Below are 23,123 nucleotides of genomic sequence, written 5' to 3' on the forward strand. Positions count from 1 at the left end.
CTCGTGACCTCGGGGACTCGTGACCTCAGGGACTCGTGAGGATGACAAGTCGCTGGGTCGCCCGGGTCATCGCGACATAGCGGTCGACCGCTCCTTCGACACCCTCGCCGAACGCCTCCGGGTCGATGAGGACGACGAGGTCGAACTCGAGCCCCTTCGACAGCTCCGGGGTCAGCGACCGGACACGGGACGTCGCGCGGAACGCGGGATCGCCGATGACACACGCGATTCCGTCGTGATGCGCGGCGAGCCAGGTGTCGAGGATCGAGTCCAGCTCCGCGACGGATCCACGGCCGACGGGGACACCGCCGCTGCGGACGGAGGTCGGCACATTGGCGTCCGGGAGCGCGGCCCGGATGACCGGCTCGGCTTCCGCCATGACCTCTTCCGGGGTCCGGTAGTTGACGCTCAGAGAGGCCACGTCGATCCGGTCGAGCCCGACCCGTGTGAGCCGTTCCCGCCAGGACTCGGTGAAGCCGTGCCTGGCCTGGGCGCGGTCCCCGACAATGGTGAGACTCCGGGACGGACAGCGGAGCAGCAGCATCTGCCACTCCGCGTCGGTCAGTTCCTGCGCCTCGTCCACGACGATATGCGCGAACGGACCGGCGAGAGGTTCCGGGTCGGCGGTGGGCAGTTCGGCCTCGTCGACCAGGCTGACCTTGGCGTCCTGGCCGCGCAACATCCTCACCAAACCTTCGCCGTCGTCGCCGTCGGCCCCGGAGTCGGCTGCGGCGTCGATCAGGTTGTCGACGACCTGCGCCATGCGCTCGCGCTGGGCGGCGAGGGCGGCGGCGTGCCGCCGCTCGCGCCGGGACGCCTCCGGGTCGCCGAGCCGCTGCCGTGCCGCGTCCAGGAGCGGCAGATCCGACACCGTCCAGGCCTGGGCGTCCGCGCGTTGCAGCTTCCGGACCTCCTCGGGGCCGAGCCAGGGAGCGCACTTACGAAGGTAGGCGGGCACCGACCAGAGGTCGCCGACGAGGTCGGTCGGCTCGATCATCGGCCATGCGCGGTTGAGGGTCCTGACCAGCTCGCCGTCCTGGAGCAGCGACCTCCGGAACAGTTCGGGGGACACCTCGTCGCCATCGTGCTTGTCCCGCAGGATCGCGACCAGTTCCGCCCAGATCTGCTCACGAGCTTCGTTGTGCGGAGTGCCCGGATCCGGTGCCTCGAACGCCTCGGCCCAATCCTCCGCGCTCAGCCAGATGTCCGACCAGTGGGTCGAGACCGTCATCCCCGTGGCGGGCGGCTCCTCGTAGAGGGCGACGGCCGGTTCGATCGCCGCCACCATCTTCGCGGACGCCTTGAGGAGGGCCACCTCCGGGTCGGTCTCGTCCGCCGCTCCGGCTCCCTCGGCGACGAGGTCCCGCAGTGTGCAGGTCCGTACGCCCTCCTCGCCGAGGCTGGGGAGGACATCGGCCACATAGGCCAGATAGGGCTGATGCGGACCGACGAACAGCACACCGCCCCGACGGTGGCCGAGGCGGGGGTCGGAGTAGAGGAGGTGGGCGGTGCGGTGCAGTGCGACGACGGTCTTGCCCGTCCCCGGGCCGCCGTCGACCACGAGGGTGCCGCGGGAGCCCGCCCGGATGATGGCGTCCTGGTCGGCCTGGATGGTGGCGAGCACATCTCGCATCCGGGCCGACCGGCTGCCGCCCAGGCTGGCGATGAAGGCGGACTGGTCGTCGAGGGCGGCATGCCCTTCGAGCCCGTCAGCGGTGAACACCTCGTCCCAGTAGTCGCTGATCCGGCCCCGGGCCCAGCGGTATCTGCGGCGGCTCACCAGCCCCATCGGGTTGGCGTGGGTCGCCGCGAAGAACGGCTCGGCCGCCGGTGACCGCCAGTCGAGCAGCAGCCTGCGCCCCGTACTGTCGGTGAGGCCGAGCCGTCCGATGTACACGGGCTCGGGGTGGTCGGCGCCGACGATATGTCCGAGACACAGGTCAAGCCCGAAGCGGCGCAGGGTACGCAGCCGACCGGTCAGCCGGTGGATCTCCGCGTCCCGCTCCATCGCCTCCCGGCCGATGCCGCCGGGAGCCTTGCGCTCGGTATCGAGGCGGTCGGACAGTTCGGCGATCGTCTGCTCAAGGCTCTCCGCGATGGCCGCGAAGTGCCGCTCATCGCCGGCGATCAGCATCGGGTCGGCCTTGGGAGCGAGATGGCCGGGAAGCTCGAACGCGCTGGTGGTCGGCGGGCGCATGCCATCAGCTCCGATTCGAGAGTGCGTCACTGACAAACCCCTATGCACTTCGTGAAACTCCGATTTCCCCAGGTTCTGGCTTCGGCCAGCGATTCTGCGCCATGACCCGGGCCTTGCCGCAAGCCCCCCGGTGCGCTATAAGTTGAGAGTGGCAAGGACTGGGTATTCCCCCTTGCCACTCTCTCGTTCACGCAGGGATCAGCCGGCTCGCCCACCGATGGCGGATCAACCGGTGGCACATCGCGCCCGGTCGCGGGCTGCCGGAGCCGGGCGGCGCTTCACCGCCCGTTCGACCGAAACCACGGAGAGCGGCTCAAGCGGGTCCGTCCGCACCAGGTCGGCGGCCCCAGGCCGAGATCATCGGCGAGGTGGCGAGATCCAGGCGTCCCGCCGCGACATTGGCGAGGTGCCGCTCGATCTCCTCGTCCGTGGCGAGGCCCGCGGCGATGAGCTTGTCCCGTACCTGGTGGACGGTAGCCGCCTCGAGGACGTCGCACGGAGGCGAGGCGATCGGGAAGTAGGCGTCGGCCTCGACCTCCACGAGCCCGGCCTCGCGCAGCAGCCGCGGCAGCTTGCGTCCGTAGGAGAGGTCGGCGCCGCGCTGTCGCAGCAACTGCCGGAAGCCGTGGCGCAGCCGGTTCGCCAGCTCCTGCTCGGGGCCGTGTTCATCGGGGCAGATCAGCGGTTGCAGCGCGGGGTCCGCGTCCTCGATCACCAGCCGGCCGCCGGGGCGCAGCGCCTGGACCATGGCGCGCAGCGCGGTTTCGCGGTCCGTGAGGTGAACGAGGACGAGACGGGCGTGGACCAGGTCGAAGGGACCGGCCGGGGGTTCGTCGAGCGCGACGTCGTGGCGCAGCACCTCGACCCCTTCGGCGGTGGCCGTTTCGGTCCAGGACACATCGATGTCGGTGGCGAGCACACGCCCGCGTGGCCCGACACGTGCGGCGAGCCACACGGGGACCGTCGGACCGCCGGCTCCGACCTCCCAGCAGCGCCAGCCCTCGTCGATGCCGACCGTCTCGAAGTGGCGGAATGTCGAGGCGTCGAAGAGGGCCGACAGCGCCTCGAAGCGGGCCCCCGCCTCGACTTGCCGGTTGTCCAACAGGTAACCCTCGTCCTGGCCCATGGGCCGATCATGCCACGGTGTACGGACCGCACCGCCGCTGGTACGAGCTCCGCGGAACGTCCTTGACGAACACGATGCCCTCGCTGTCCGCCAGCCGGGCCGGGTCGAGCGGGGAGTATCCGAACCACGGGGATACCCGGGGCGTGGGCCGTGTGTCGCCGAGGGCGGTGGCCAGCCGCGGGGCGTCGAGGACACAGCGGTCCGCCGGGAGCGCGTACAGGAGTCCTTCGACGGTGTCCGGCGGCGGGGTGTCCACGCCCTGGTGCCGGATCGTGCCGAGGGCCGTGGCCACGAACGCGTACGCCTCGCCGAGCCGGGCGCTCACCAGCGCACCGGCGCTCCACCACGCGACCGGCAGTCCGGCCATCCGCATCGTGCTCCTCGCCCGCTGGAGATGGCCGTTGTGGGCATGGACCAGTGCCGGGCCCCGTTCGGCGAGGGCGAGGAGGTTGTCGGCCATCATCCGGTCCCGCAGGGCCACCAGCCACGTCATACGGCTCGGTGTGGTGTCGGCCATCCAGAAGTGGTAGCGAAGCAGGCCGGTGGCGGTGCGCCCGTACAGGCGCGCCCGTTCCCAGTCCTCGTATGAGGTTGCCGCGATCAGCTCTGGCGTCCGCGCGTCGAGCAGCGCCACCAGATCGTCGGCGAGCAGCCGGAGTTCCTTCGCGTCGGCCGACCGCCCCACGGACCGGGACGGGTCCATCATCGCGGCGGGGCGGGTCCACCGGTCATCGGCGCCGAGCAGGCTGTCCAGCGTTTCCGCGGTGCAGGGGAGCAGGTCCGTGTCCACCCGGGCCGCGAGGTAGCCGTGGAGTGCGATGAGGGCCCGCCGGGGGCTCTCGGCGCCGGTGATCTCCAGCGGGCCGTCGAAACCGGCGAAGCGGAGCCACTCGGACGCGGGGCGCCCGTCGTTGTACTCCCGTATCCAGCGCACGAGTTCACGGTTGGCGGCGGACGCGCCCCAGCCGTGGCTGAACCCATGCGCCATGACGTCGTCGAGGGTGCCCGTGCCCGTGGTGACGTAGTCGTCGACGACCAGGCCCTTCACACAGTCGCTCTCGATCGCGATCGTCCGGTACCCCTCCTGCTCGACGAGTTGCCGGAAGAGCTCGTTGCGCAGGTCGAGCAGAGTGTCCTCGCCGTGGGTGGGCTCGCCCAGGGCCAGCAGCCGTGGCCGGGCCGGGAGCAGCTTCATGACGGCGGCGGCCTCGACGGCATGGGCCGTGTCCTTGATGTCGGTAGCCATGCCTTCAACGGTATCGCTGAACTTTCGGTGGAAACTTCCGCGCGATATCGTCAGGCCCGTGGGACGAAACCTTCAAAGCGGTAAGCGGCTCAGGCCGATCGACCTGGCGCGCGGGCACGGTCTGTCCACACAGGCGATCAGGAACTACGAGGAGGCCGGTATCCTTCCGGCCGCCGGTCGCACACCCCACGGCTACCGCACCTATACGCCGCTGCACGCGCTGGCCCTGCGCGCGTTCCTCGCCCTGGTGCCCGGCCACGGCCACCAGACGGCGGCGTCGATCATGCGGGCGGTGAACGAGGGCGACGTCGACGAGGCGTTCCGTCTCCTCGACGTGAGCCACACCCAGCTCCTCGACGACCGGCGGACACTCCAGGCCGTGGAGCGCGCCCTCCGCGACCTGGCGCCCACCACGGCGGCCGCGCCCGGTGCGGCGGGGGCCGGGTCCGGTGGCACGTTCATCGGGCCGCTGGCGGATGAGCTCGGGATCCGGCCCGCGACGCTGCGCAAGTGGGAACAGGCCGGGCTGGTGCGCCCGCGCCGCGACCCGCTCACCGGATACCGCGTCTACGACGAGGCCGATGTGCGGGACGCCCGGCTGGCCCACCAACTCAGGCGGGGCGGCTATCTGCTGGAGCGGATCGCCCCGCTGATCGACCAGGTGCGGACGGCGGGCGGGCTGGAACCGCTGGAGGCCGCGCTGTGCGACTGGCGCGCCCGGCTGTCCGCCCGCGGGCGGGCGATGCTGACCGGGGCCGCCGAGCTGGAGGCATATCTCCGCGAGCGCGGATGAGACCTCGGGCCGTCGGCGGTGAGCGGACGTGGCGTGTGCGCGAGTTTCCTCGAAATGCGACGCGCGCGGGGTGCCGCCGCCCGGCGCCACCATGGCCGCGCCACACTGACCTGGAGTGACGGGACAAGCCCAGGGCGGGCGGTGGGAGAGGAGCGCGCATGCCGAAACGGCCGTCGCTCTCCGCGTCCCTCGGCGCCGGATCGCGCGCGTTACGCGTCACGGTCGCCGCGGCCGCCGGGTTCTATCCCGCGGTACATCTCCTGGACCAGCCGCTCACCGCGCTCTACGCCCTGTTCGCGCCCATCGCGTACGGCGTCCTCTCGCCGTTGCCGGGGTCCGGGCGCCGGCGCGCCGGCACCGTGCTGCGTGCCCTGCCGGCCGCCGCCGCGATGGTCGTTCTCGGGACCGTCCTGGCCGTGGGAACATGGCCGGCCGTCGCGGGCATGCTGCTCGTGGGGTTCGCGCTCCCCTTCGGCGCGGTGTGCGGTCCGCGGCTGGCGGGTATCGTCCCCGGGCTGCAACTGTTCTACATCCTCGCCTGCTTCCCGCCCTACGCGCCCGACACCCTGCCCCATCGGCTGGCCGGTCTGGCCGTCGGGACGGTGCTGCTGAGCCTGTGTGAGCTGGTGCCCCTCGGAGAGCCCGCGCAGCCGACCTACCGGGGCCGGATCGCCGACTCGCTGGACCTCGCGGGCCACGCGGCGAGCCGCATCGTAGGGGCCGAGGTGCCGGATCCCGGCCTGGCCGCCCGGCTGCGGGCGGCCGGGCGGGCTCTGCGTTTCTCGCAGCAGCCCGCCGGTACCCGCCCCACCGGGGCGGGCCGGACGGACCGCGCGCTGGCCCAGGCGGGCTCCGCCACCCGCCGTCTGCTGGACCAGCTCGCCGCCCTCGCCGAGCTCTCCCCCGCGCCCGACATGGCCTCGGAAACCCTCCTCGGCGGCATCGCGGCGACCTGCGCCCGAACGGCGGACGCCCTGCGCGGTGCGCGCCCTGACGCCGGTCCCGGACTGCTCGAGGAGATGGTCGCGCAGTTCGCGGCCGGGCGCGGCGGCGCCCCGGGCGCCCGGGTGGCTCCCTCGCACGCGCTGTTGCTGCGTCAGTCGACGGCGCTGACGATCGCGGTGTCGGCCGTGACCGCGGGCACGGCCGTGGCCGTGGCCACCGGCGGCCGCCGACCGGTGTACGGGCTGCCCCATGAGCAGTTCTGGTACGCCGGGTCCGGGACGATCCGCCTGTGGTGCGTCCGGATCACAGGCAACTTCACCCGGCGTTCCGTCGTCTTCCAGAACGCCGTGCGCATCGCCCTCGGCCTCTCCCTCGCCCGCCTGGTGGCGGGGTCGCTCGACCTCTCACACGGCTTCTGGGTCCTGCTGGCCGTGCTCACACTGGGGCGCACCACCGCGGGCGACACCTGGTCCGCCGTGCGCTCGGCCACCGTCGGGACGCTGATCGGCGCGCTCGCCGCCGGTGCGCTTCTCATCGGAGCCGGTGAGGTGACCGACGTGTACGCGTACCTTCTGGTGCCGATGATGCTGCTGGCCTTCACGGTGGGGCCCGTCGAGGGACCGGCCTGGGCCCAGGGTCTGTTCACCCTGGTCGTCTCCACGGCGTTCGCCCAGATCGCGCCCGTCACCTGGCGGCTCGCGGAGGCCCGGCTCATCGATGTGCTGACCGGGAGCGCGGTCGGCCTGGCGTGCGGTCTCCTCGCCTGGCCCTCCGGCGCACGCGCCGAGACCCGGCGCAGCGTCACGGCCCTCCTCAAGGCCGCCGCGCCTCTGGTGCCGACCACCGCCACCGCCACGACCGCCCATGACAGCCCCTCACGGGGGCGGGAGATCGCCCCCGGGGTGCTGCGGGTGACCGAGCACCGGCTGCGCATCGCGCAGTCCGCGTACGCGCAGTACCGCACGGAACCCGCTTCGCGTCGCACGTCGCGTCACACCACCGAGATCGATTCCGACTGGCTCGCCGCGCTCAACTACGGTTCGCGTGTGCTGGTCGGCGCCTATTGGCTGCCGCGGTCGGAGGGCCCGCGGACGTTCTCCTCCGCCGCCCTTCGCTGGGTCCGGGACGCCGCCGGGGAAGTCGGGGCGGCGACCCTCCGGGCGGCGGGGCCACCGACGGGCGGCGTCTGTGTCCGGCTCACCCCGCTGCCGTCGGACGTCGTGTCAGGGACCCCCTCGCAAGCCCTGTCCCTGCTGGTCGATGTGGAGGTCTGGCTGCGCGCGCTCGCCACGGACCTCGAAGCCGCCACCGCCCCCCGCGCGGACGAGGCGGACCAGGAGGACCAGGAGGATCAGGAGAGCCGGGAGAGCCGGGACGGCCGGGCGGACCAGCCCTGAACCACGTGGCCCCCTCGGCGAAAAGGGCTCAGCGCGAACGGTCCTTCGCCAACGGGCCGTGTCCGCGCGAGCGGTGCCGCAGCCAGGCGGCGGGGAGAAACCAGCAGAGTGCGAACCACAACAGCGCCGCGGCCACCAGCCAGCCCGCGACACTGTCGGAGGCGACGACCCGCAGGATCAGCAGGAGCGCCGACGCCACCGTGAACAGGAGCAGCACAAGCCCGGCCAGCGTCAGACCGGACGCCCAGACCACGGTCTCCGGCTTGAGCCGGCGCCCGGTGACGATCCGGTGCAGCGAGACCGGGGCGATCAGCGCCCCGGTCGCCCCCGCGCCCAGGAGCACGGTCACGATGTAGATGGTCCTGTCCGCCGTGCCCAGGTCCGCGAAACGCGGTGTGAAGGCGACCGTCAGCAGGAACGCGAAGAGAATCTGCACACCCGTCTGGGTCACCCTCACCTCTTGCAGCAGCTCCACCCACTTGCGGTCCGCCCGCTCCTCCGGAGACTCCCTGCGGCCGGTCGGGGGCCGGCGGTCTTCGTGCATCGGCGACTCTCCTTCTCCGTAGGCACATCGCCCCCGGTCCCAGGCCCCGTCTCAGCGGCCGAGCGCCTTCGCCAGCTGCTCCTTGTTCATCTGGGAGCGGCCTTCGATACCGCGCTGCTTCGCCTCGTTGTACAACTGGTCGCGCGTGGGGCCCTTCGCTCCGCGGTGTGACCGCATCCCGCCTCGCTCCGGCGCGGACTTGGGGTCCCGTGTGGAGGTTTTGCTCGCCGTACGGGCCTCGCCCGAACGGGCGCGTTCCTTGTTGACGGTCCGGGCGGCGATCTCCTTGGCCCGGGAGGTGGAGGCGCCGCGCTCCTCCTGGCCCTTCTTGATGTGCTCGTACTGTCGTTCCCGCTTGGAGCTGGATCCGGCAGGCATGGCTCAGCCTCTCTTCCGCGTCGGTGTACCGCCTCCGTCCGGCCGAACTCGCGGATACCGGGGCGACGCCCCGGGCCCTCGCCCCGGGGACGTGGCACTGCTCCGGTGACGGACACGGCTTCCTGTCTCCGTTTTCCACCTTAGGCCGGGTTCCCCGAAGTCGAACTCCGCAACTTCTCCCACGGAGAGAATCGGCACGGGCAACCGGACCGCGCCCACCCGCCTCAGCGGCGGGACCGCTTCCCGTACTTCTCCGTGTAGGAACGGGCGATCTCCAGCTGCTCACGTTCCATCCACGGGGCCGCCACCAGCACACCGGGCAGCGATGCGCGGTCCACGGTCACCGCGCGGAACAGCCGGGAGACGGTCACCTCGTGGTCGGGCCGGTGGATGACATCGATCGGATCGCCGACACTCAGCTCGCCCGCTTCGATGACGCGCAGCATGGCCCCGGAGGACGCCGCCTGGGTGAACCGCCGCAGCCAGCCTTTCTCTCCCAGCCAGCCCGCGAAGGTGCGACAGGGGATGCGGCCACCCGTCACCTCGAGTACGACCGTGGGGCCCACTCGCCAGCATTCGCCGACCAGGGCTTCGCTCAGGTCGATGCCGAGGGTCGTGAGGTTCTCGCCGAACATACCGTTGGCCAGCGGGCGCCCCAGTTCGTGTTCCCAGCCGTCCAGGTCCTCGCGTGCGAAGGCGTAGACGGCCCGGTCGTCACCGCCGTGGGAGCGCACGTCGCATACGGCGTCCCCGGCCACGCCACTCGCTCCGACCCCCGGGCGGCCCGGCGGGCTCACCCCGACCGGCCCTTCGACCGGCCGCTTGTCGATGCCCGTCGTCCCGGAAGGGGCACCGGTGAATGCCGCGGGCCTGGCCCGCCCCACGTTCACGCTGAGGATCTTCATGGCAGTGTCAATCGGTGGAGAGGGCTCGGATGCGGTCCGGCGTGTTGTCAGGCCGGATGCCACGGGTTCCCCCTCCCGGCCCGCCCCAAAACTCGCGGCCGGTGGTTGCCCCCGAACGCCGCGTGGCCCGGCTCGGCAGCACACCGGGGCCGCACGGGGGCGCGCCCGGTCAGGACGCGGTGCGCTTCCTCGCCGTCTTCTTCGCCGGAGCCTTCGCGGTGGCCTTCGTGGCGGTCTTCTTGGCAGCCTTCTTGCCCGCCGCCTTCTTCTTGGATGTCTTGGACGTCTTGGACGGCATCGCGCGCACCTCGCCCTCGCCGGCCGTCTCGCCGCGGGCCTGTTTGGCCGCCTGCACACTGTCCTTCAGGGCGGCCATCAGATCCACGACCTTCCCCTCCTGCCCGGCCGGGGCCTCCGCCTCCGGAGGGGCCACGCCCGCAGCCTTCGCCTCGATGACGGCTTCGACCGCTTCCCGGTACCGGTCGCGGTACTGGCTGACGTCGGCCCCGCCGATGGCCTCCATCAGGGTGATGGCTTCGTCCACCTCGGAATCGGAGAGCCGCACATCGGTCGGTGCGAGCCCTTCGCTGGAGCGGATCTCATCCGGCCAGTGCAACGCCTGGAGGACGATCGCGTCACCCACCACACGCAGCGCGCCGAGCCGCTCCCGGTTGTGCCAGGCGAACTTGACGATGGCCACCTTGTCGCTGCGCTCCAGGGCCTCGCGCAGCAGCGTGTAGGGCTTGGCGGCGACGGCCCCGTCGCCTTGCAGATAGTAGGGGCGTCCGAAGCGGATCGGATCCAGGGATTCCGCGGGGGCGAATGCCTGCACATCGATCGCCTTCGCGGTCGGCAGCGGCAGCTGGTCGAGCTCTTCGTCCGCGATGGGCACGAGGTGGTCCTTGCTCTCCTCGTAGGCCCGGCCGATCTCATCCTGGCTCAGGACCTTCTCGTCGAGCTCGCAGATTCTGCGGTACCGGATCCGGCCGCCGTCGGCGGTGTGGATCTGCCGGAAGGACACGGAGTGGTCCTCGGTGGCGGGCAACACCTTGATCGGGATCGTGACGAGCCCGAAGGACACGGCACCGGACCAGACGGGGCGCATGGCTACCTCCACAGCCACCCCCCTGGGAGTGTCCAGCGTAGGCGAGGTCGGCGCGACACGCCCCCGGCCCTGCACCCGCGATGCGCAGAGGTGGTCGAGTGGCGGATGGCTTCTCAGGTGAGGTTCAGACCGCCGTCGAACACGATGACCTCACCGGTGAGATAGCCGCTGGCGATCACCGACGCCACCAGATCGGCCACGTCGGCGGGCCGGGCCGGACGGTGCATGGGCGCCCGGTCCCGCCACAGCTCGTGTGCTTGCGCCCAGTCCTTTGTCATCGGTGTGTCCACCAGCCCCGGCGCCACCGCGTTGACCCGTACCTCGGGCCCGAGCGCGGCCGCGAGCAGCCGGGTCACATGGTTCAGCGCGGCCTTGCTCGCCGCGTACGGCACCGACGAGCCCTTGGGACGCACCCCGGCGTGGCTGGTGATGTTCACGATGCTGCCGCCCTCGGGCGACTCGCGCAGTGCCGGAAGTGCGGCCGTGCACAGCACCCATGGCGCGATCAGGTTGACTTCCAGCAGCTGCCGCCAGTCCGCCGGTGTCGCCGCGGCCAGGTCGTCGTGCGGGATCGGCCAGCTGATGCCCGCGTTGTTCACCAGTACGTCCAGCCGCCCGTAGTGGCCGAGTGCCTCCTCGACCAGCGCTCGGGCCTCGTCCTCCACCGCCAGATCCGCCCGTACGTACGCCCCGCCGAGCTCCGCCGCCAATGCCTCACCGGCGTCCGTGCTGCGCCGCGAGTGCACGACGACACGCATTCCGTCCGCCGCCAGCCTCCGCGCCATGGCTTCGCCGATCCCCGATGTGGACCCGGTGACCAGGGCGACGGGCCGATCCGCTTGTTCCGTGCTCATATCCGCGGATCCTGCCATGCTCCCGCCGGAGGGAGAGAGCCACTCCCGGCGGAGGGAGAGAGCCACTCCCGGCGGAGGGAGAGAGCCGCGGGTACCAGCCTCGTCCGAAGTGTCACGAGCGGGTATACGTCTCGTCGTGGGATTCCACCTGGTGATGGGGTGGAAGCGGGATTCACCTAGAGTTCCGGTCATGTCTCGGCCAGAAATCCTCAAGCCCCTTGCTCCGCACCGGCAGTCCACCCGGATGCCGTCCCGACGAATGAAGAAGACCCTGATCGCGGCCATCGGCGTCGGCATGGTCGTCGCCCTGAGCGGGTGCAACGAAGACACCAGCAAAGCCACGGACAAGGACACCGACGCCGCGGCGTCGAAGACCCCCTCGGCGGAGTCGTCCCCGTCCTCCGCCCCGAAGAGCCCGTCGGGCGACCAGCCGTTGGTCGCGGGATGGCAGACGCAGACCGAGGAGAAGCACCACTTCCGCTACGACGTGCCCGCCAAGGCCAAGAAGTGGCGGCTCCTCGACGCCGGTACGTCCCTCTCCTACACGGACAACGCGGGCAAGCCGATCGTCATCATGAGCGGGACCGCCAACTACCGCCAGGGCGGCTGCGAGTCGAGCCCCAATCCCAAGGCGATCGGTGAGGCGGGCAAGGGCCAGCTCGCCACCGTGGGTACCACGGGCGGCGGCAAGGACGGCTCGCTCCAGGAGAACGCCCGCAACTGGGCGGGCAACTGGGGCTTCGCCGCGTACGGCGGCCCGGACCACAAGCCCAAGATCAAGGTCAGCGAGGCCAAGCCCTGGAAGCACGGTGATATCGACGGCTACACCGCGACCGCCCAGGTCACCGTCACCAACCGGCCGAGCTCGTGTGTTCCGCCCAAGGCCGTCGTGCACAGCATCGCGCAGAAGCTCCCCGACGGCACCATGCACGGCTGGGTGATCTACGCGGACCAAGGTGTGCCGAAGGCGCTGACCGACGCCGAGATCAAGCAGATCATGAACACCGTCCGGTCGACGGGCAGCTGACACCCACCGTTCGCGCGGACACGGCGGCGTTCCCCCGCTGACCGCGTCGAGCAGGTGTTTCGGGGCCACCGTCGGAGTCGGTGCGGATCGTGCCGGCCACGGCGGTGGCCCGTGTGGCAAGGAGGCTTGACCTCCTTGCCTTTTTGTTTTCTCCGTCAGCCGTTGGCGGGGGCAGTCGTGGGCGGGCGGATGGAGATCGCTATACATTTTAGATAGTGGCTGCTAGCTTTTTCATCCACCGTGATGTCCATCGATCGCATCGCGGCCATTCGCGCCGATGTGACGTGCGTCGGCGCTGGAGGAGGCGAGCCATGGCTGAGCCGCTCTATCCCCCGCTGGTCATGCCCGACGGGGTCGACCGGGGACAGGTCACCGTGTGGAGCAACGGCATCGCGCTCGACGCCGATCTGTACCGGCCGACCACCATCGATCCCGACGCCGCCCTGCCCGCCGTTGTTCTGTGTCACGGGTGGGGTGGCAGCAAACTCACCGCCGAGCGCTACGCGGCGCTGTTCGCCTCAGCGGGCATGATCACCCTGACCTTCACCCAGAGCAGCTGGTTCGGCTCGGGGTCCCCGCTCCAACTCTTGGGCGACGCACCCGAGTTCGGGAAAGGAGCCGAAGACAGGCACGGCAATGAGGCGCTGACCCGGGTGCGGTTCATCCGGGACCTGGTGGCCCCCTTCGCCTGGACGGCGAACCTGAGAGCGGCCCTGGACTACCTCGAGGGCGAGCCCCATGTCGATCCCGCCCGGATCGGGGTGTGGGCCACCAGCTTCGGCGGCGGCGTCGCCGTGTATCTGGCCGCCCATGACGACCGCGTCAAGGCACTGACCGTACAGGTGGCGGCCATCGCCCCGGTGAGCGGGCCGGTGGCGGATCTGGCCCGCAAGCGTGCGATCGACACCGCCCGCGGCGTCATCGACGCGATTCCCCAGGGTGTCGACCCGTGGCCGGACATGGCGGGCACGCCGTTCCTGGCCGAGTTGGCGCGCTTCGACCCACTGGCCCAGGTGGATCGGCTGCGTATGCCCACGCTGATCATCGACGCCGGAGACGACGAACTGTTCGCCATCGCCGACAACGGGGGCCGCGCGGCGCAGGTCCTCAGGACGCTTCCCGGCACCGTCGTCGAGTACCAGGTCATCCCCGGTATCACGCATTACGGGATCTACTTCGACGGTTACGAACCGGGCAGCCGCGCCGCCCTCGCCTGGTGGAAACGCCACCTGTGACAACACCACGCGCCGAACGGAAAGGCACACACCGAACATGACCGACCTGAGCTATGACGTGTACGTATGCGACGGCGTCCCCCGCAACAGGCCCGAGCGGCTGCCCGACGGCGGCCACATCGTCTCGTCACCGCTGGCCTCGACACTGATCGTCGGAGAGCGGGAGGCCGTGCTGGTCGACCCGCCGTTCACCCGTGAACAGACCCGGCTGGTCGGCGACTGGGTGGAACGCTCCGGAAAGCACCTCGCCCACATCTATGCCACGCACGGCCACGCCGACCACTGGTTCGGCACGGGCCAGCTGCTGGAACGCTTTCCCGACGCCATCCCGTATGCCACGGAAGGCACCATCGGGCTGATGCGCGAACAGGTCGAAGGCCGTGCGATGTGGGAGCAGGACTTTCCCGGTCTGATACCCGACACCCCGCTCGTCTATCAGCCGATCCCCACGGACGGATTCGCCCTGGAGGGACACCGGATCACCGCGATCGAGGTCGGCCACACCGACACGGACGACACAACCGTGCTTCATATCCCCTCCATCGGCCTGATCGTCGGGGGCGATGTCGTCTACAACGGCGTGCACCAGATGCTGCTGGAAACACCCAATGGCGGATTCGACACATGGCTGGCGGCACTCGACGTTCTCGAGTCGCTCAACCCCCGCGCCGTGGTGGCCGGCCATAAGAACCGCGAGCTGCCCGACGATCCGGCCGTCATCGGCCAGACCCGCCAGTACCTGCGCGACGCGCGACGGCTGCTCGCCGAGAAGCCCACACCACGCCAGTTCTTCGACGAGATCGTCGCCCGTTATCCCGACCGGCTCAACGTCGGCCCGGTCTGGTACGGCGCACACGCCCTGCTGGGCGTACCGATGCCCGTGGTGGCCGCGGACGCCCCGCCCCCCGCGGGTTCCCGGCCATGAGGAGTGGACAAGACATATAGCGAGCGGTGAGCGAGTCGTACAGTGGAACCATGGCAACCGCGAGAACCTACGGCCAGATGTGTCCGATCGCCCGTGCCATGGACGTCCTGGGCGAGCGATGGACACTCCTGATCGTGCGCGAGCTGTTGCTCGGGCCCAAGCGGTTCAAGGACCTCGTCGACGCGCTTCCGGCCCTGGGGCCGAACCGCCTCACCGCACGCCTTCGCGGTCTTGAGGCCGCCGAGGTCGTTCGCCGCAGTACGCTTCCACCTCCCGCGGGCGTGGCCGTCTATGAACTCACCGAGCGCGGTGAAGGGCTTCGTGACCCGCTCATCGGGCTCGGCCGCTGGGCCCTGGGGCTTCCGCCCGCGGCGGACATCGATCCCGCCACCACCCGCGCGGACCTGATCGCCCTCAGCGTTTCCAGCATCGTCGCACCGGAGAAGCTCGGGGGGCTCAAAGAGATCTACGACCTGCGTGTGGGCAAGGAGAGGTTCCATATCGAGATCGCCGAGGGCCGGATGTGGACGAGGAGCGGTCCGGCGCCGGTCCGTCCCGACCTCGAAGTGGCATGCCGTTTGCGCACCTTCCTCGAGCTGGTCTTCGGCCGACGGCAGGCGGTCGACGCGGTCCGGTCGGGAGACCTGGAAGTGGCGGCCGGGACGGCCGAGATGGCCGAGCGGGCGTTTGAGCTGATGTCCGGTACCGAGATCGACTACTCGGTGTACTCGGGGATTTAGCCCCTGAGGGCTTCTGCCACCGGAGCCCGAGGGAGAGACCAACAGCCCGTCGGCCGTCCCGATCAGGTGTCCGTCAACCGGAAGCGCAGTCGGCAGATGACCGCGTCGGTGTCACGGCGCAGCGCGTGCGCGACCACGGCGCCACGCTGGTTCTGCAACAGCCGCTGCCACAGCCGGGCGGGCTCGGCTTCCGGGATGAGGATGGTGATCCGGGTGCCAGGGTGGCGTTCGGCCAGATCCCGGACGTATCCGGCGACCGGCCGCCCCAGTGAGCGGGTGGCGGAGGCCACCTCCGTCAGGTCGGTGCCGGGGTTCCACAGTTCCCAGTCGCGGCGCAGTGTCTGGGCGGCCCGGCGGTCTTCGGGGTCGGCGTGGACGACGGTGACGGCGTGCACCTGGTCGCCGAGGGTGGCGGCGGCGCTCAGGGCCTCCTGGGTGAGCCGGGAGAGGCTGGAGACCGGCACCACCACAAGGGAGCGGCCAGGGCATGGCGGCCCGGGGATACGGCCGAGGCCCAGGGCGTGGCCGATCCGTTCGTACGCGCGGTGGACGCGCTCGAAGGCGAGGACCAGCAGGGGCAGGGCGATCACGATCAGCCAAGCGCCTTCGGTGAACTTGGTGGCGGTGACCACGATCGCGGCGACGCAGGTGAGCAGGGCGCCGAAGCCGTTGAGGGCCGCCTTGCCCCGCCAGCCGGGGGTGCGCTGGTGGCGCCAGTGGCGGACCATTCCGGTCTGGCAGAGGGTGAAGCCGATGAAGACCCCGATGGCGAAGAGCGGTACGAGGGTGTTGGTGTCCCCGCCGGAGACGAACAGCAGCGCGGCGGAGGCGGTGGCCAGCGCGAGAACGCCATGGCGGTGGACCTGGCGGTCGGCCTTGAGGCCGAACACATGCGGCAGGTTGTTGTCCCGGGCGAGCAGGGCCATCAGCACGGGCAGTCCGCCGAAGGAGGTGTTGGCGGCCAGGGCGAGCAGCACCATGGTGGCGAACTGGACGACGTAGAAAGCCACGTTGTGGCCGAGTGAGGCGTCCGCGAGCTGGGCGAGGACGGTCACGCCCTCGACCGGCTGGAGGTGGAACCGGCCGATCAGCACCGACAGCCCGATCAGCATGACGCCCAGCAGCGCCCCGAGTGCCACTTCGGTGCGCTGGGCTCGCCGGGCCGCCGGGGCGCGGAAGGCGGGAACGGCGTTGGCCACGGCCTCGACACCGGTGAGTGCGGAGCAACCGGAGGCGAACGCCTTCAGGAGAAGCAGCGCACCGACCGAGCTCGCCCCCTGGCCGAGTACGGAAGCATGCCCCGCCGCCGCCTCGGCGCTGACCGGCCCGGAGCGGAGGAGACCGGCCACGATGATGGCGAAGACACCGCTCACGAAGATGGCGGTGGGCACGATGAACAAACGGGCCGACTCCACGATGCCGCGCAGATTCACCGCGGTGACCAGTACCAGCACGGCCAGACAGATCCCTACGCGGTCCTCGTGGAGCGCGGGGAAGGCCGAGGTGAGCGCGGCGACCCCGGCGGTCACGGACACGGCCACGTTGAGCACGTAGTCCAGGACCAGCGAGGCGGCGGCGACCAGCGCGGCCCGTCTGCCCAGATACGCCTTGGCCACCGCATAGGCCCCGCCGCCGTTCGGGAAGGCGGCGATGACCTGCCGGTAGGAGGCGACCAGCACCGCCAGCAGTCCGGCGATGGCGAGGGTGACCGGCAGGGTGAAGCCGAGTCCATGCGCACCCGCGACGGCCAGGACGAGCACGATCGCCTCCGGGCCGTAGGCGACGGACGCCATCGCGTCCAGCGAGAGGGCCGCCAGCCCCTGAGTGGCGGTGAGACGGTGCCGCCCGCCCGGCTCGGCGGCCCGTACGCCGGTATCGGGCGGCTCGTCATCGCCCGTGGTCGTGGCGTTGACCGGTCCCTCGCTGCGGGAAACAGTCGGCATCGCGCTGGTACCTCCGGATCGGAACACTCGGAGTGCTCAGCATCAGGGGATGGGCCGGGCGCAGCCGAGTCCCCTTATCGCATCCCTGACACCGCACCCCACGTTCTTGGCGTCCTCCTGACACCGCGAGGGCGGGGCGGCCGGACGGGAGGGGCGGGGCCGGACGGGGGTCAGCGCTTCGCGTACTCGAGGACGTAGCTGACCGCGAGCGCGACCCCGAGGACCCCGATCCCTGTCAGGGCCAGGATGTGGAGAAGCCCCGCTCCGTCCATGACGCCCCGGATGGCACCGGTGAACCCGGCCACTCCGGCGCCGATACCGAGGACGAGGGAGCGGTGTGTCCGGGGCACCCAGGTTCGGTGTGAACGCCTGGTCCGGCCGGGTGGGTTGTCCGTGCGCATGAGGGGAGACCTGTCTACATGAGGGGTTGCCTGGTGCCCGAGGACCGGTTTCCGCCCCCGTACTCCACGCGGTTCGGCGGCTCTCCAGGCGCCACCACCCTGGTGTCCCCCGGTTCCTTGACCCCCGGTGGTGTGTAGGTGAAGTCCACCGCGGTGGCCACGAGTGCCACGGGCCACCCGAATATCTTGCCGCCGAACCGACCGATCCCGTTGACGACGGTGGGCTTGCGGTGGCGGCCGCCGCCGCCGGAGTTCTCGAGTCCCTTGCTCACCTCGCCACCCACGAACGAGGGCGCGCCACCCAGGAAGTAGTCGTACGCCTTGCCCCCTTCGCCGTGGAGGGCGGAGTTGGCGCTGTTCATCCAGGAGCGGTAACTGAGGAATTCCGCCACGGGTTTGACGGTGCCACTTCCCCACTTGGCCGACTGGCCATACGTCTGTACCGCGTCTTCCTTCCCGGTCTGCTCGGCGCGCACATCATCCAGGGACCGATAGGTGGCATGGCCGAAGTTGTGCTTGTCCTTGCCGTGGGTTTTGCCGAGGGCCCGGGTGACACCGGCGTCGATCTCCTCCATCTGGGAGATCATCTGGTTGATGTAGTCCTCTTGCTCCTGTTTCCATTGTTCGTCCTCTTTGCCGGGTGCCTGTGTGCGGCACTCGGCCCAGTCGCACTTGGCCGTTCCATCCGCCGCTTCATGGACGAAGATGTTTTTGGTCCGGGCGATCCGGACCGCTTCCTTGATGTTCGACTTCATCTCGGTGAAGTCGGTGTACGCCGCGTCGAGCACCGTCCAGAGACTCTTGGCCTCGATATGCGCGTCCTGGAACTCCTTGGCGGTCTTCCGCACGAAATCCTTGGTGACCTCGGCGTTCACCCCGGCCCAGCGGGCCGCGTCGGACTTCTGGAGCATGCCGCTGTACGCGTCCTTCGCGAGTCGTTCCAACTGGGCCACCATGGTCTGCCAGTCGGTGACCGCTTTGCCGAGGCTGTCGAGGGAGACTTCCATGATGTTGCTGTAGGTCAGCTTGGCCATGCCGTCCCCCCGCTACCTGAAGTACTTCTCGATCTCGGAGACCGTCATGGCGCGCTTGGACCGGTCCAGATCAGCTGCGATCTTGCGGTCCTCCCGCGCGTACGCCCGTTTCGAGTGGTCAAGGTGGTTGGAGATGTGGGCGCATGCCTGCAAGGCCGTGGTGAGCTGGGAATGCCATGTCTCGACGGCGGCACCGAGCGCCACGGCCGTGGCGAAGTTCTCCCTCTTGAGCGCTGCCACCGCTTCGGCCGTGTGGCCGTTGCCGTCCTTGGCGCCACGTGTGACGTCGCCCGCTTTCCGCAGCCTCTCATGGAGGATGTACGCCTCATGCCCGACGGCGCCCAAGTCATCGGCGCGCACGATCAGATCGGCTGAACCGCCGCCACCGCCTCCCGTCCGCGCCTCGTTGAGCCGGGTGCCGACGGCGGCCTTGTGCTGCACCCATTCCTTCTCGAATGACACTTTCCGCTCCCCCGTCTCCTCCGCCGTGGTCCAACAGCGGTTGATCAATTGCGGAGTTGGGACACTAACAACGGGAAATGCCGGACCGAGCCCGTCCGGGCGGGCGGTGACGTGCTCTTAGCGCTTCTTTGGCGGGGCCTTGGCGCGGGCCACCGTGCTCGGCTCGCGCAGGGCGTGACAGGCGGGCGTCGATGTCGTTCATACGCAGCCCTGCTGTGGGCTCGTCGCCCCCGGCCGCGCGGCCGGGGGCGGCGGGCGATCAGCCGCGCTGTGCCTGGTCGTACACCGCTTTGGCCGTGGCGCCCAGCACCGCGCCGTACATCTTCTCGCCGGCCTCCAACCCTTCGCCGTGGCTGTGGACCGAGACCAGAACGCCCTTGCCCGTCGTGGCGTTGAAGTCCGCGAGCCACGGACCTCCGCTCGCCCCGCCCGACATCCCGCAGGGGATGAGGACCTGCTCGTCCTCCTGCGGGGGCTGCTTCGCCTCACCCGCGCACTGGAGGAGCTCTTCCCCGCGGGACGGGCGCGTCGCGGGGTAGCCGAAGCCGTGAATCGTACCGCCGACCGGGCGGTTGAAGGCGATGGCCTGGCCCCCTACGACATCCGTGAGCCTGCGGCCCTGCTTGTCGGTGTCGACGACGAGCGCGGACACATCGTTGGTGGATTCCTCGGCCCAGGTGCGCGGGGTGAGGCTGGTGCGCACCGCGAAGGCGCCGTAGGGCTGCTTGCCCTTGTGGTAGCCGGGGACGAACACCATGTCGGTGTAGGAGAAGTCGGGTGCGGACCCCCGGCGGACGCAGTGGCCCGCGGCCATGACCACCGAGCGGTTGCCACTTTTGACCGCGGTGGCCGTGCACCAGGAGTCCTCGCCGTCACCGTTGACGAAGAACAGCCGCCCGATGGTCTTCAGCTCGGTGCCCTTCCACGGTGTGACCGACGGATGGGTCGGCCCGAGGTCCGTCGCCTGGCCAACGGCCTTGATCCGGGCGGGCGTCCAGTAGGCGAGAGCGTCACGGCGTTCCTTCTCGGTGTACGACACCTTGGAAACGACGGGGGCGGCGGCCGACACGGGGGTGGTGGCGGCGAGGGTGGCGCCTACGGCGATGAGGAGAGTGAGGGCGGTGACCGGGCGGGCTATCGGGCGTGTTGTGGGGCGGGAGGGAGCGGCCATGTGCGGGGGTCTCCTCGGCGAGGTGGTCGGGTGTGCGTTCGGGTACTGGACCGTCGGTCCGCACGCGAAGACGAGGAGTCGCCGGTCCGGGTTTCACCGGATCCGCTCCGACTTTCACCGGATGGGGGTCTCGTCCGCAATTCCGCCGTGTACAGGCGCCAGGAGCGAGCGGCGCGCGGGCCGCTACGGCGCCGTGCGTCCGGCGCCGCCGTCGGATCGGGACACCCCGGCGGCGGCATCGGCCAGGGCGCGCAGCAGCGTCGCGCCGACGAGCGCGAGCGCGGAGAGCGGCAGACTCACCCACCGCGTCAGATCGCGTCCCGGGTCCGGGGCCACTTCGATGGTCACCCGGAAGTATCTGGCCCGCAGGGTGGTGACCTCGGCGGACTGGGGCTCAGCGATGTCCCCTTCGCGCTCCAACGCCGCGCGGTACCTGTCCTTGCGCTGATTCATTCCGCGTCCTGACGCTTGATGAGTTCATCGACGAGTTCCATGTACGCCGAGCCCTTGGCCTGCACCGGGCTCCCGAACGACTGGGCGTACAGGTCGAGCCGCGCGATCTGGGTTTCGAGCACATCGAAGCCCCGCTCGGTGAGTGCCTCCCTGGCGTCGGCATCGGGGCCGGTGCGGGTGGCGTCGGGGCGGTTGGTCCGATTCAGCAGGACCGCCGTGCGGGCCGGCGTCGCGCGCAGGGACTGGAGGTCGGCCATCTCGGTCCGGATGGGTGCCATCCGGTCCAGTTCGATGGGGGCGGGGGTCACCGGGATGATCCACTCCTCCGCGTACCGCATGATGCTGCGGGCGATACGTGGATGGTCCTCCAGTTGCGGCGCGTCGAGCACAACGGCCTGTCGATTGCCGAGGAAGTCGTTCACGCGACGGTGTACGTCGCCCACCGGCAAGGCGATGACGGGAAAGGGAAAGCCATCGGCCAGTTCGCTCCAGCGCAGCGCGGAGCCGGCCGGGTCGCCGTCCACCAGTAGGGGTGAGAGGCCCGACTCGTAAAGGGCATGGGCCAGCCACACGGCACTCGTCGTCTTCCCGACTCCGGGCTTGAGATTCACAAAGGCAAAGCTCAGCGACACAAGAGTCAACGATAATGAGAGTGGTCGAATAATCTGAACGACACCACGGCGGAGTCCCGTCCTTCACCCGTACGCAGTCAGATCCGCGCCCGCCGTCCAGGACACCGCTGGGCCGACCGCTCGCAGCGGACATCCGGTGCCGACGCGCGCGGACCGCTAGCCGCGCATCGACCGGTACTGCGACGGGGGGTAGCCGACGATACGGCGAAAGGTCCTGGAGAAGTGCTCCGTGCTCTGAAAGCCGCAGCGCTGACTGACCGTGGCGATACTGTCGTCGCCGGACTCCAGATGCTTCCGCGCCGTGTCGATGCGGAGCTCGATCAGATACCGGTACGGCGTGTGCCCCGTGACGGCCTTGAAATAGCGGACGAAGTGAAAGCGGCTGTAGGACGTCAGAGCGCACAGGTCGTCGAGGGTGATGGGGTTCGCCAGGTTCTCCCGCATATACGTCTCGATCGCCGTCAATTGATGCGGGTTCAGGGCGGACGGCTGCTTGCCCTCGCGTACCGGGGTGCGCGCGAGCAGATGAGCGGCGGCGAATTGCGCTGCCGAACGTGCGTAGAGGTCATCCGCTCCCGACTCATGTGCGGACACGATCGCCGACACCATCGTGGCCAGGACCGGATCGGCCTCCGCCAGCGAGTCGAGGTGCCGCAACCGCCGTGCGTCCTGTGGAGCGCCGTCCTCGAGGAACCCGTTGATGATGTCGAGGGGCACGGTGACGGACGCGAGGGTGGCGGTGGCACCGCCGGAGATCGTGCAGACCAGCCCGCGTTCCAGCCCCGGCGGGGTCGTGCACACTTCGCCGGTCAGAAAGGTCCGTTCCTGACCCTCGGGCTCCTCGTCACCGCGAATCCTCGATACGCCACTCAGCAGCGCGGTGACTCTGACGCCGGTCGGGGCCGAGAAGCGCAATGCGTGGGTGCCGGTGGGCAGCGTCTGCTTCGATACGTCCAGGGCGCCCCAGGTACCGCTGTCCGTTTCGCTGGCCTCACACACCGACCGGTGCCTCCTTCCCCCGGCTCACCGATGTGCCGTACCGGAGGGCTCGATGTCGTGGAACGCGGAGGCCAGCAGTGTGGTGGGCTCTTCGTCCTCGTCGCACCCCGCCGAGGACACCAGCAGGAACTGCACCTGCGCGGCGTCGGGCACATGCGCACAGTGGTGCGTGACGAAGTTCAGGAGACTGAGATACGGGACGGTCATCTGGACGTACTCCACACGCCGCTCCTCACGCAGCACCGCCGTGAGGTTGGTGACGATGTCGAGCATGGCCTTCTCGCTCCGCCGCCCCGGGTGCCAGACCATCTGCCGCGCCGCTCTGGTCTGCGTCATCGGCTGCTCCGTCCACTCGCTCACGCTGCCGTCGGCGAGCCGGTTGCGCATCAGCAGATGCGTATCGGTGCTGCCGGGGTTCGGCGCGAAGAAGGTGGAGATGGGGAGGGACACATTGGCGGGATCGAGTGTGTTGAGGAATCGCGGTCGCTTCTTGAACTGCTGGGCAACGGTGAGCCCGAACCAGGACAGCAGAAGCCCGTAGAGGCCGTACCGGGGAAGCGGGGTACGGAGGGCCATCAGGGTTCCCCTCGTCGGTGTCGGTGTCGATGTGG

23 protein-coding genes are annotated in these 23,123 nt (G+C 70.1%); 6 read left to right on the forward strand and 17 right to left on the reverse strand.

The window, feature by feature from the left end; genetic code table 11:
• Positions 1-25: 25 nt before the first annotated feature.
• The 3 genes from helR to AB0C66_RS14145 all read right to left on the reverse strand — a co-directional run bounded on the left by helR (position 26) and on the right by AB0C66_RS14145 (position 4,569).
• Positions 26-2,197 carry an RNA polymerase recycling motor ATPase HelR gene (gene helR / locus AB0C66_RS14135; RefSeq protein ID WP_362436995.1) on the reverse strand — a complete coding sequence of 724 codons (2,172 nt, stop codon included), beginning with the start codon at positions 2,195-2,197 and terminating at the stop codon, positions 26-28.
• A 313-nt stretch (positions 2,198-2,510) separates the two neighbouring features.
• Positions 2,511-3,323 carry a methyltransferase domain-containing protein gene (locus AB0C66_RS14140; RefSeq protein ID WP_362436997.1) on the reverse strand — a complete coding sequence of 271 codons (813 nt, stop codon included), beginning with the start codon at positions 3,321-3,323 and terminating at the stop codon, positions 2,511-2,513.
• 7 nt (positions 3,324-3,330) lie between these two features.
• On the reverse strand, positions 3,331-4,569 hold the full coding sequence (locus tag AB0C66_RS14145; RefSeq protein ID WP_362436999.1) for an erythromycin esterase family protein: 1,239 nt from the start codon (positions 4,567-4,569) through the stop codon (positions 3,331-3,333).
• A gap of 58 nt (positions 4,570-4,627) precedes the next feature.
• On the opposite strand from AB0C66_RS14145, the gene AB0C66_RS14150 reads away from it, so the two are divergent.
• On the forward strand, positions 4,628-5,362 hold the full coding sequence (locus tag AB0C66_RS14150) for a TioE family transcriptional regulator (RefSeq protein ID WP_362437001.1): 735 nt from the start codon (positions 4,628-4,630) through the stop codon (positions 5,360-5,362).
• Positions 5,363-5,520: 158 nt separating this feature from the next.
• Positions 5,521-7,704: an FUSC family protein gene (locus AB0C66_RS14155; RefSeq protein WP_362437003.1), complete on the forward strand. Its 2,184-nt coding sequence runs from the start codon at positions 5,521-5,523 to the stop codon at positions 7,702-7,704.
• Positions 7,705-7,732: 28 nt separating this feature from the next.
• On the opposite strand, the gene AB0C66_RS14160 is transcribed toward AB0C66_RS14155, so the two are convergent.
• The 5 genes from AB0C66_RS14160 to AB0C66_RS14180 all read right to left on the reverse strand — a co-directional run bounded on the left by AB0C66_RS14160 (position 7,733) and on the right by AB0C66_RS14180 (position 11,490).
• A complete protein-coding gene (locus AB0C66_RS14160; protein ID WP_362437005.1) occupies positions 7,733-8,248 on the reverse strand; it encodes a DUF6328 family protein in 516 nt (171 codons plus the stop codon).
• 51 nt (positions 8,249-8,299) lie between these two features.
• Entirely contained in the window at positions 8,300-8,626 is a 327-nt protein-coding gene (locus AB0C66_RS14165; protein ID WP_362437007.1) for a plasmid stabilization protein, read from the reverse strand.
• Positions 8,627-8,850: 224 nt separating this feature from the next.
• Positions 8,851-9,531: an MOSC domain-containing protein gene (locus AB0C66_RS14170; RefSeq protein ID WP_362437009.1), complete on the reverse strand. Its 681-nt coding sequence runs from the start codon at positions 9,529-9,531 to the stop codon at positions 8,851-8,853.
• 169 nt (positions 9,532-9,700) lie between these two features.
• Entirely contained in the window at positions 9,701-10,636 is a 936-nt protein-coding gene (locus tag AB0C66_RS14175; RefSeq protein ID WP_362437011.1) for a Ku protein, read from the reverse strand.
• Between the two features lie 113 nt (positions 10,637-10,749).
• Positions 10,750-11,490: an SDR family oxidoreductase gene (locus AB0C66_RS14180; RefSeq protein WP_362437013.1), complete on the reverse strand. Its 741-nt coding sequence runs from the start codon at positions 11,488-11,490 to the stop codon at positions 10,750-10,752.
• 190 nt (positions 11,491-11,680) lie between these two features.
• Here AB0C66_RS14180 and AB0C66_RS14185 point away from each other — a divergent pair, with 190 nt between their 5' ends.
• The 4 genes from AB0C66_RS14185 (at position 11,681) to AB0C66_RS14200 (ending at position 15,417) form a co-directional block, all read left to right on the forward strand.
• Positions 11,681-12,517 (forward strand): hypothetical protein, encoded by an 837-nt coding sequence (locus AB0C66_RS14185; RefSeq protein ID WP_362437015.1) that lies wholly within the window; start codon positions 11,681-11,683, stop codon positions 12,515-12,517.
• Positions 12,518-12,828: 311 nt separating this feature from the next.
• On the forward strand, positions 12,829-13,752 hold the full coding sequence (locus AB0C66_RS14190) for a dienelactone hydrolase family protein (RefSeq protein WP_362437017.1): 924 nt from the start codon (positions 12,829-12,831) through the stop codon (positions 13,750-13,752).
• Between the two features lie 37 nt (positions 13,753-13,789).
• A complete protein-coding gene (locus tag AB0C66_RS14195; protein ID WP_362437019.1) occupies positions 13,790-14,677 on the forward strand; it encodes an MBL fold metallo-hydrolase in 888 nt (295 codons plus the stop codon).
• A gap of 50 nt (positions 14,678-14,727) precedes the next feature.
• Positions 14,728-15,417 carry a helix-turn-helix domain-containing protein gene (locus AB0C66_RS14200; protein ID WP_362437021.1) on the forward strand — a complete coding sequence of 230 codons (690 nt, stop codon included), beginning with the start codon at positions 14,728-14,730 and terminating at the stop codon, positions 15,415-15,417.
• A gap of 62 nt (positions 15,418-15,479) precedes the next feature.
• Here the strand turns inward: AB0C66_RS14200 and AB0C66_RS14205 are convergent, their stop codons facing one another.
• The 9 genes from AB0C66_RS14205 to AB0C66_RS14245 all read right to left on the reverse strand — a co-directional run bounded on the left by AB0C66_RS14205 (position 15,480) and on the right by AB0C66_RS14245 (position 23,088).
• Positions 15,480-17,360 (reverse strand): APC family permease, encoded by a 1,881-nt coding sequence (locus AB0C66_RS14205; RefSeq protein WP_362437023.1) that lies wholly within the window; start codon positions 17,358-17,360, stop codon positions 15,480-15,482.
• Between the two features lie 170 nt (positions 17,361-17,530).
• Entirely contained in the window at positions 17,531-17,710 is a 180-nt protein-coding gene (locus AB0C66_RS14210; protein ID WP_362437025.1) for a hypothetical protein, read from the reverse strand.
• A 65-nt stretch (positions 17,711-17,775) separates the two neighbouring features.
• Positions 17,776-18,795 carry a hypothetical protein gene (locus AB0C66_RS14215; RefSeq protein WP_362437027.1) on the reverse strand — a complete coding sequence of 340 codons (1,020 nt, stop codon included), beginning with the start codon at positions 18,793-18,795 and terminating at the stop codon, positions 17,776-17,778.
• Between the two features lie 12 nt (positions 18,796-18,807).
• Entirely contained in the window at positions 18,808-19,257 is a 450-nt protein-coding gene (locus AB0C66_RS14220; protein ID WP_362437029.1) for a hypothetical protein, read from the reverse strand.
• A gap of 259 nt (positions 19,258-19,516) precedes the next feature.
• Positions 19,517-20,428 carry a peptidase gene (locus AB0C66_RS14225; RefSeq protein ID WP_362437031.1) on the reverse strand — a complete coding sequence of 304 codons (912 nt, stop codon included), beginning with the start codon at positions 20,426-20,428 and terminating at the stop codon, positions 19,517-19,519.
• Between the two features lie 183 nt (positions 20,429-20,611).
• On the reverse strand, positions 20,612-20,881 hold the full coding sequence (locus AB0C66_RS14230) for a hypothetical protein (protein WP_362437033.1): 270 nt from the start codon (positions 20,879-20,881) through the stop codon (positions 20,612-20,614).
• Positions 20,878-21,513 (reverse strand): ParA family protein, encoded by a 636-nt coding sequence (locus AB0C66_RS14235; RefSeq protein WP_362437385.1) that lies wholly within the window; start codon positions 21,511-21,513, stop codon positions 20,878-20,880. The genes AB0C66_RS14230 and AB0C66_RS14235 overlap by 4 nt, the downstream gene beginning before the upstream one ends.
• A 156-nt stretch (positions 21,514-21,669) precedes the next feature.
• Positions 21,670-22,512 (reverse strand): AraC family transcriptional regulator, encoded by an 843-nt coding sequence (locus tag AB0C66_RS14240; RefSeq protein WP_362437034.1) that lies wholly within the window; start codon positions 22,510-22,512, stop codon positions 21,670-21,672.
• Positions 22,513-22,536: 24 nt separating this feature from the next.
• On the reverse strand, positions 22,537-23,088 hold the full coding sequence (locus AB0C66_RS14245) for a hypothetical protein (RefSeq protein ID WP_362437036.1): 552 nt from the start codon (positions 23,086-23,088) through the stop codon (positions 22,537-22,539).
• Positions 23,089-23,123: the final 35 nt, after the last annotated feature.

Origin of the sequence: Streptomyces sp. NPDC048636, assembly GCF_040650655.1 — a bacterium.
Taxonomy (GTDB): Bacteria; Actinomycetota; Actinomycetes; order Streptomycetales; family Streptomycetaceae; genus Streptomyces.

Excerpts from the sequence above, each read along its gene's own strand:
- AB0C66_RS14175 (WP_362437011.1), bottom strand. The coding sequence starts at position 10,636 with ATGCGCCCCGTCTGGTCCGGTGCCGTGTCCTTCGGGCTCGTCACGATC.
- AB0C66_RS14245 (WP_362437036.1), bottom strand. The coding sequence starts at position 23,088 with ATGGCCCTCCGTACCCCGCTTCCCCGGTACGGCCTCTACGGGCTTCTG.
- AB0C66_RS14170 (WP_362437009.1), bottom strand. The coding sequence starts at position 9,531 with ATGAAGATCCTCAGCGTGAACGTGGGGCGGGCCAGGCCCGCGGCATTC.
- AB0C66_RS14155 (WP_362437003.1), top strand. The coding sequence starts at position 5,521 with ATGCCGAAACGGCCGTCGCTCTCCGCGTCCCTCGGCGCCGGATCGCGC.
- AB0C66_RS14230 (WP_362437033.1), bottom strand. The coding sequence starts at position 20,881 with ATGAATCAGCGCAAGGACAGGTACCGCGCGGCGTTGGAGCGCGAAGGG.
- AB0C66_RS14160 (WP_362437005.1), bottom strand. The coding sequence starts at position 8,248 with ATGCACGAAGACCGCCGGCCCCCGACCGGCCGCAGGGAGTCTCCGGAG.
- AB0C66_RS14195 (WP_362437019.1), top strand. The coding sequence starts at position 13,790 with ATGACCGACCTGAGCTATGACGTGTACGTATGCGACGGCGTCCCCCGC.
- AB0C66_RS14190 (WP_362437017.1), top strand. The coding sequence starts at position 12,829 with ATGGCTGAGCCGCTCTATCCCCCGCTGGTCATGCCCGACGGGGTCGAC.
- AB0C66_RS14145 (WP_362436999.1), bottom strand. The coding sequence starts at position 4,569 with ATGGCTACCGACATCAAGGACACGGCCCATGCCGTCGAGGCCGCCGCC.
- AB0C66_RS14215 (WP_362437027.1), bottom strand. The coding sequence starts at position 18,795 with ATGGCCAAGCTGACCTACAGCAACATCATGGAAGTCTCCCTCGACAGC.
- AB0C66_RS14180 (WP_362437013.1), bottom strand. The coding sequence starts at position 11,490 with ATGAGCACGGAACAAGCGGATCGGCCCGTCGCCCTGGTCACCGGGTCC.
- helR (WP_362436995.1), bottom strand. The coding sequence starts at position 2,197 with ATGCGCCCGCCGACCACCAGCGCGTTCGAGCTTCCCGGCCATCTCGCT.
- AB0C66_RS14200 (WP_362437021.1), top strand. The coding sequence starts at position 14,728 with ATGGCAACCGCGAGAACCTACGGCCAGATGTGTCCGATCGCCCGTGCC.
- AB0C66_RS14140 (WP_362436997.1), bottom strand. The coding sequence starts at position 3,323 with ATGGGCCAGGACGAGGGTTACCTGTTGGACAACCGGCAAGTCGAGGCG.
- AB0C66_RS14225 (WP_362437031.1), bottom strand. The coding sequence starts at position 20,428 with ATGGCCGCTCCCTCCCGCCCCACAACACGCCCGATAGCCCGCCCGGTC.
- AB0C66_RS14205 (WP_362437023.1), bottom strand. The coding sequence starts at position 17,360 with ATGCCGACTGTTTCCCGCAGCGAGGGACCGGTCAACGCCACGACCACG.
- AB0C66_RS14185 (WP_362437015.1), top strand. The coding sequence starts at position 11,681 with ATGTCTCGGCCAGAAATCCTCAAGCCCCTTGCTCCGCACCGGCAGTCC.
- AB0C66_RS14165 (WP_362437007.1), bottom strand. The coding sequence starts at position 8,626 with ATGCCTGCCGGATCCAGCTCCAAGCGGGAACGACAGTACGAGCACATC.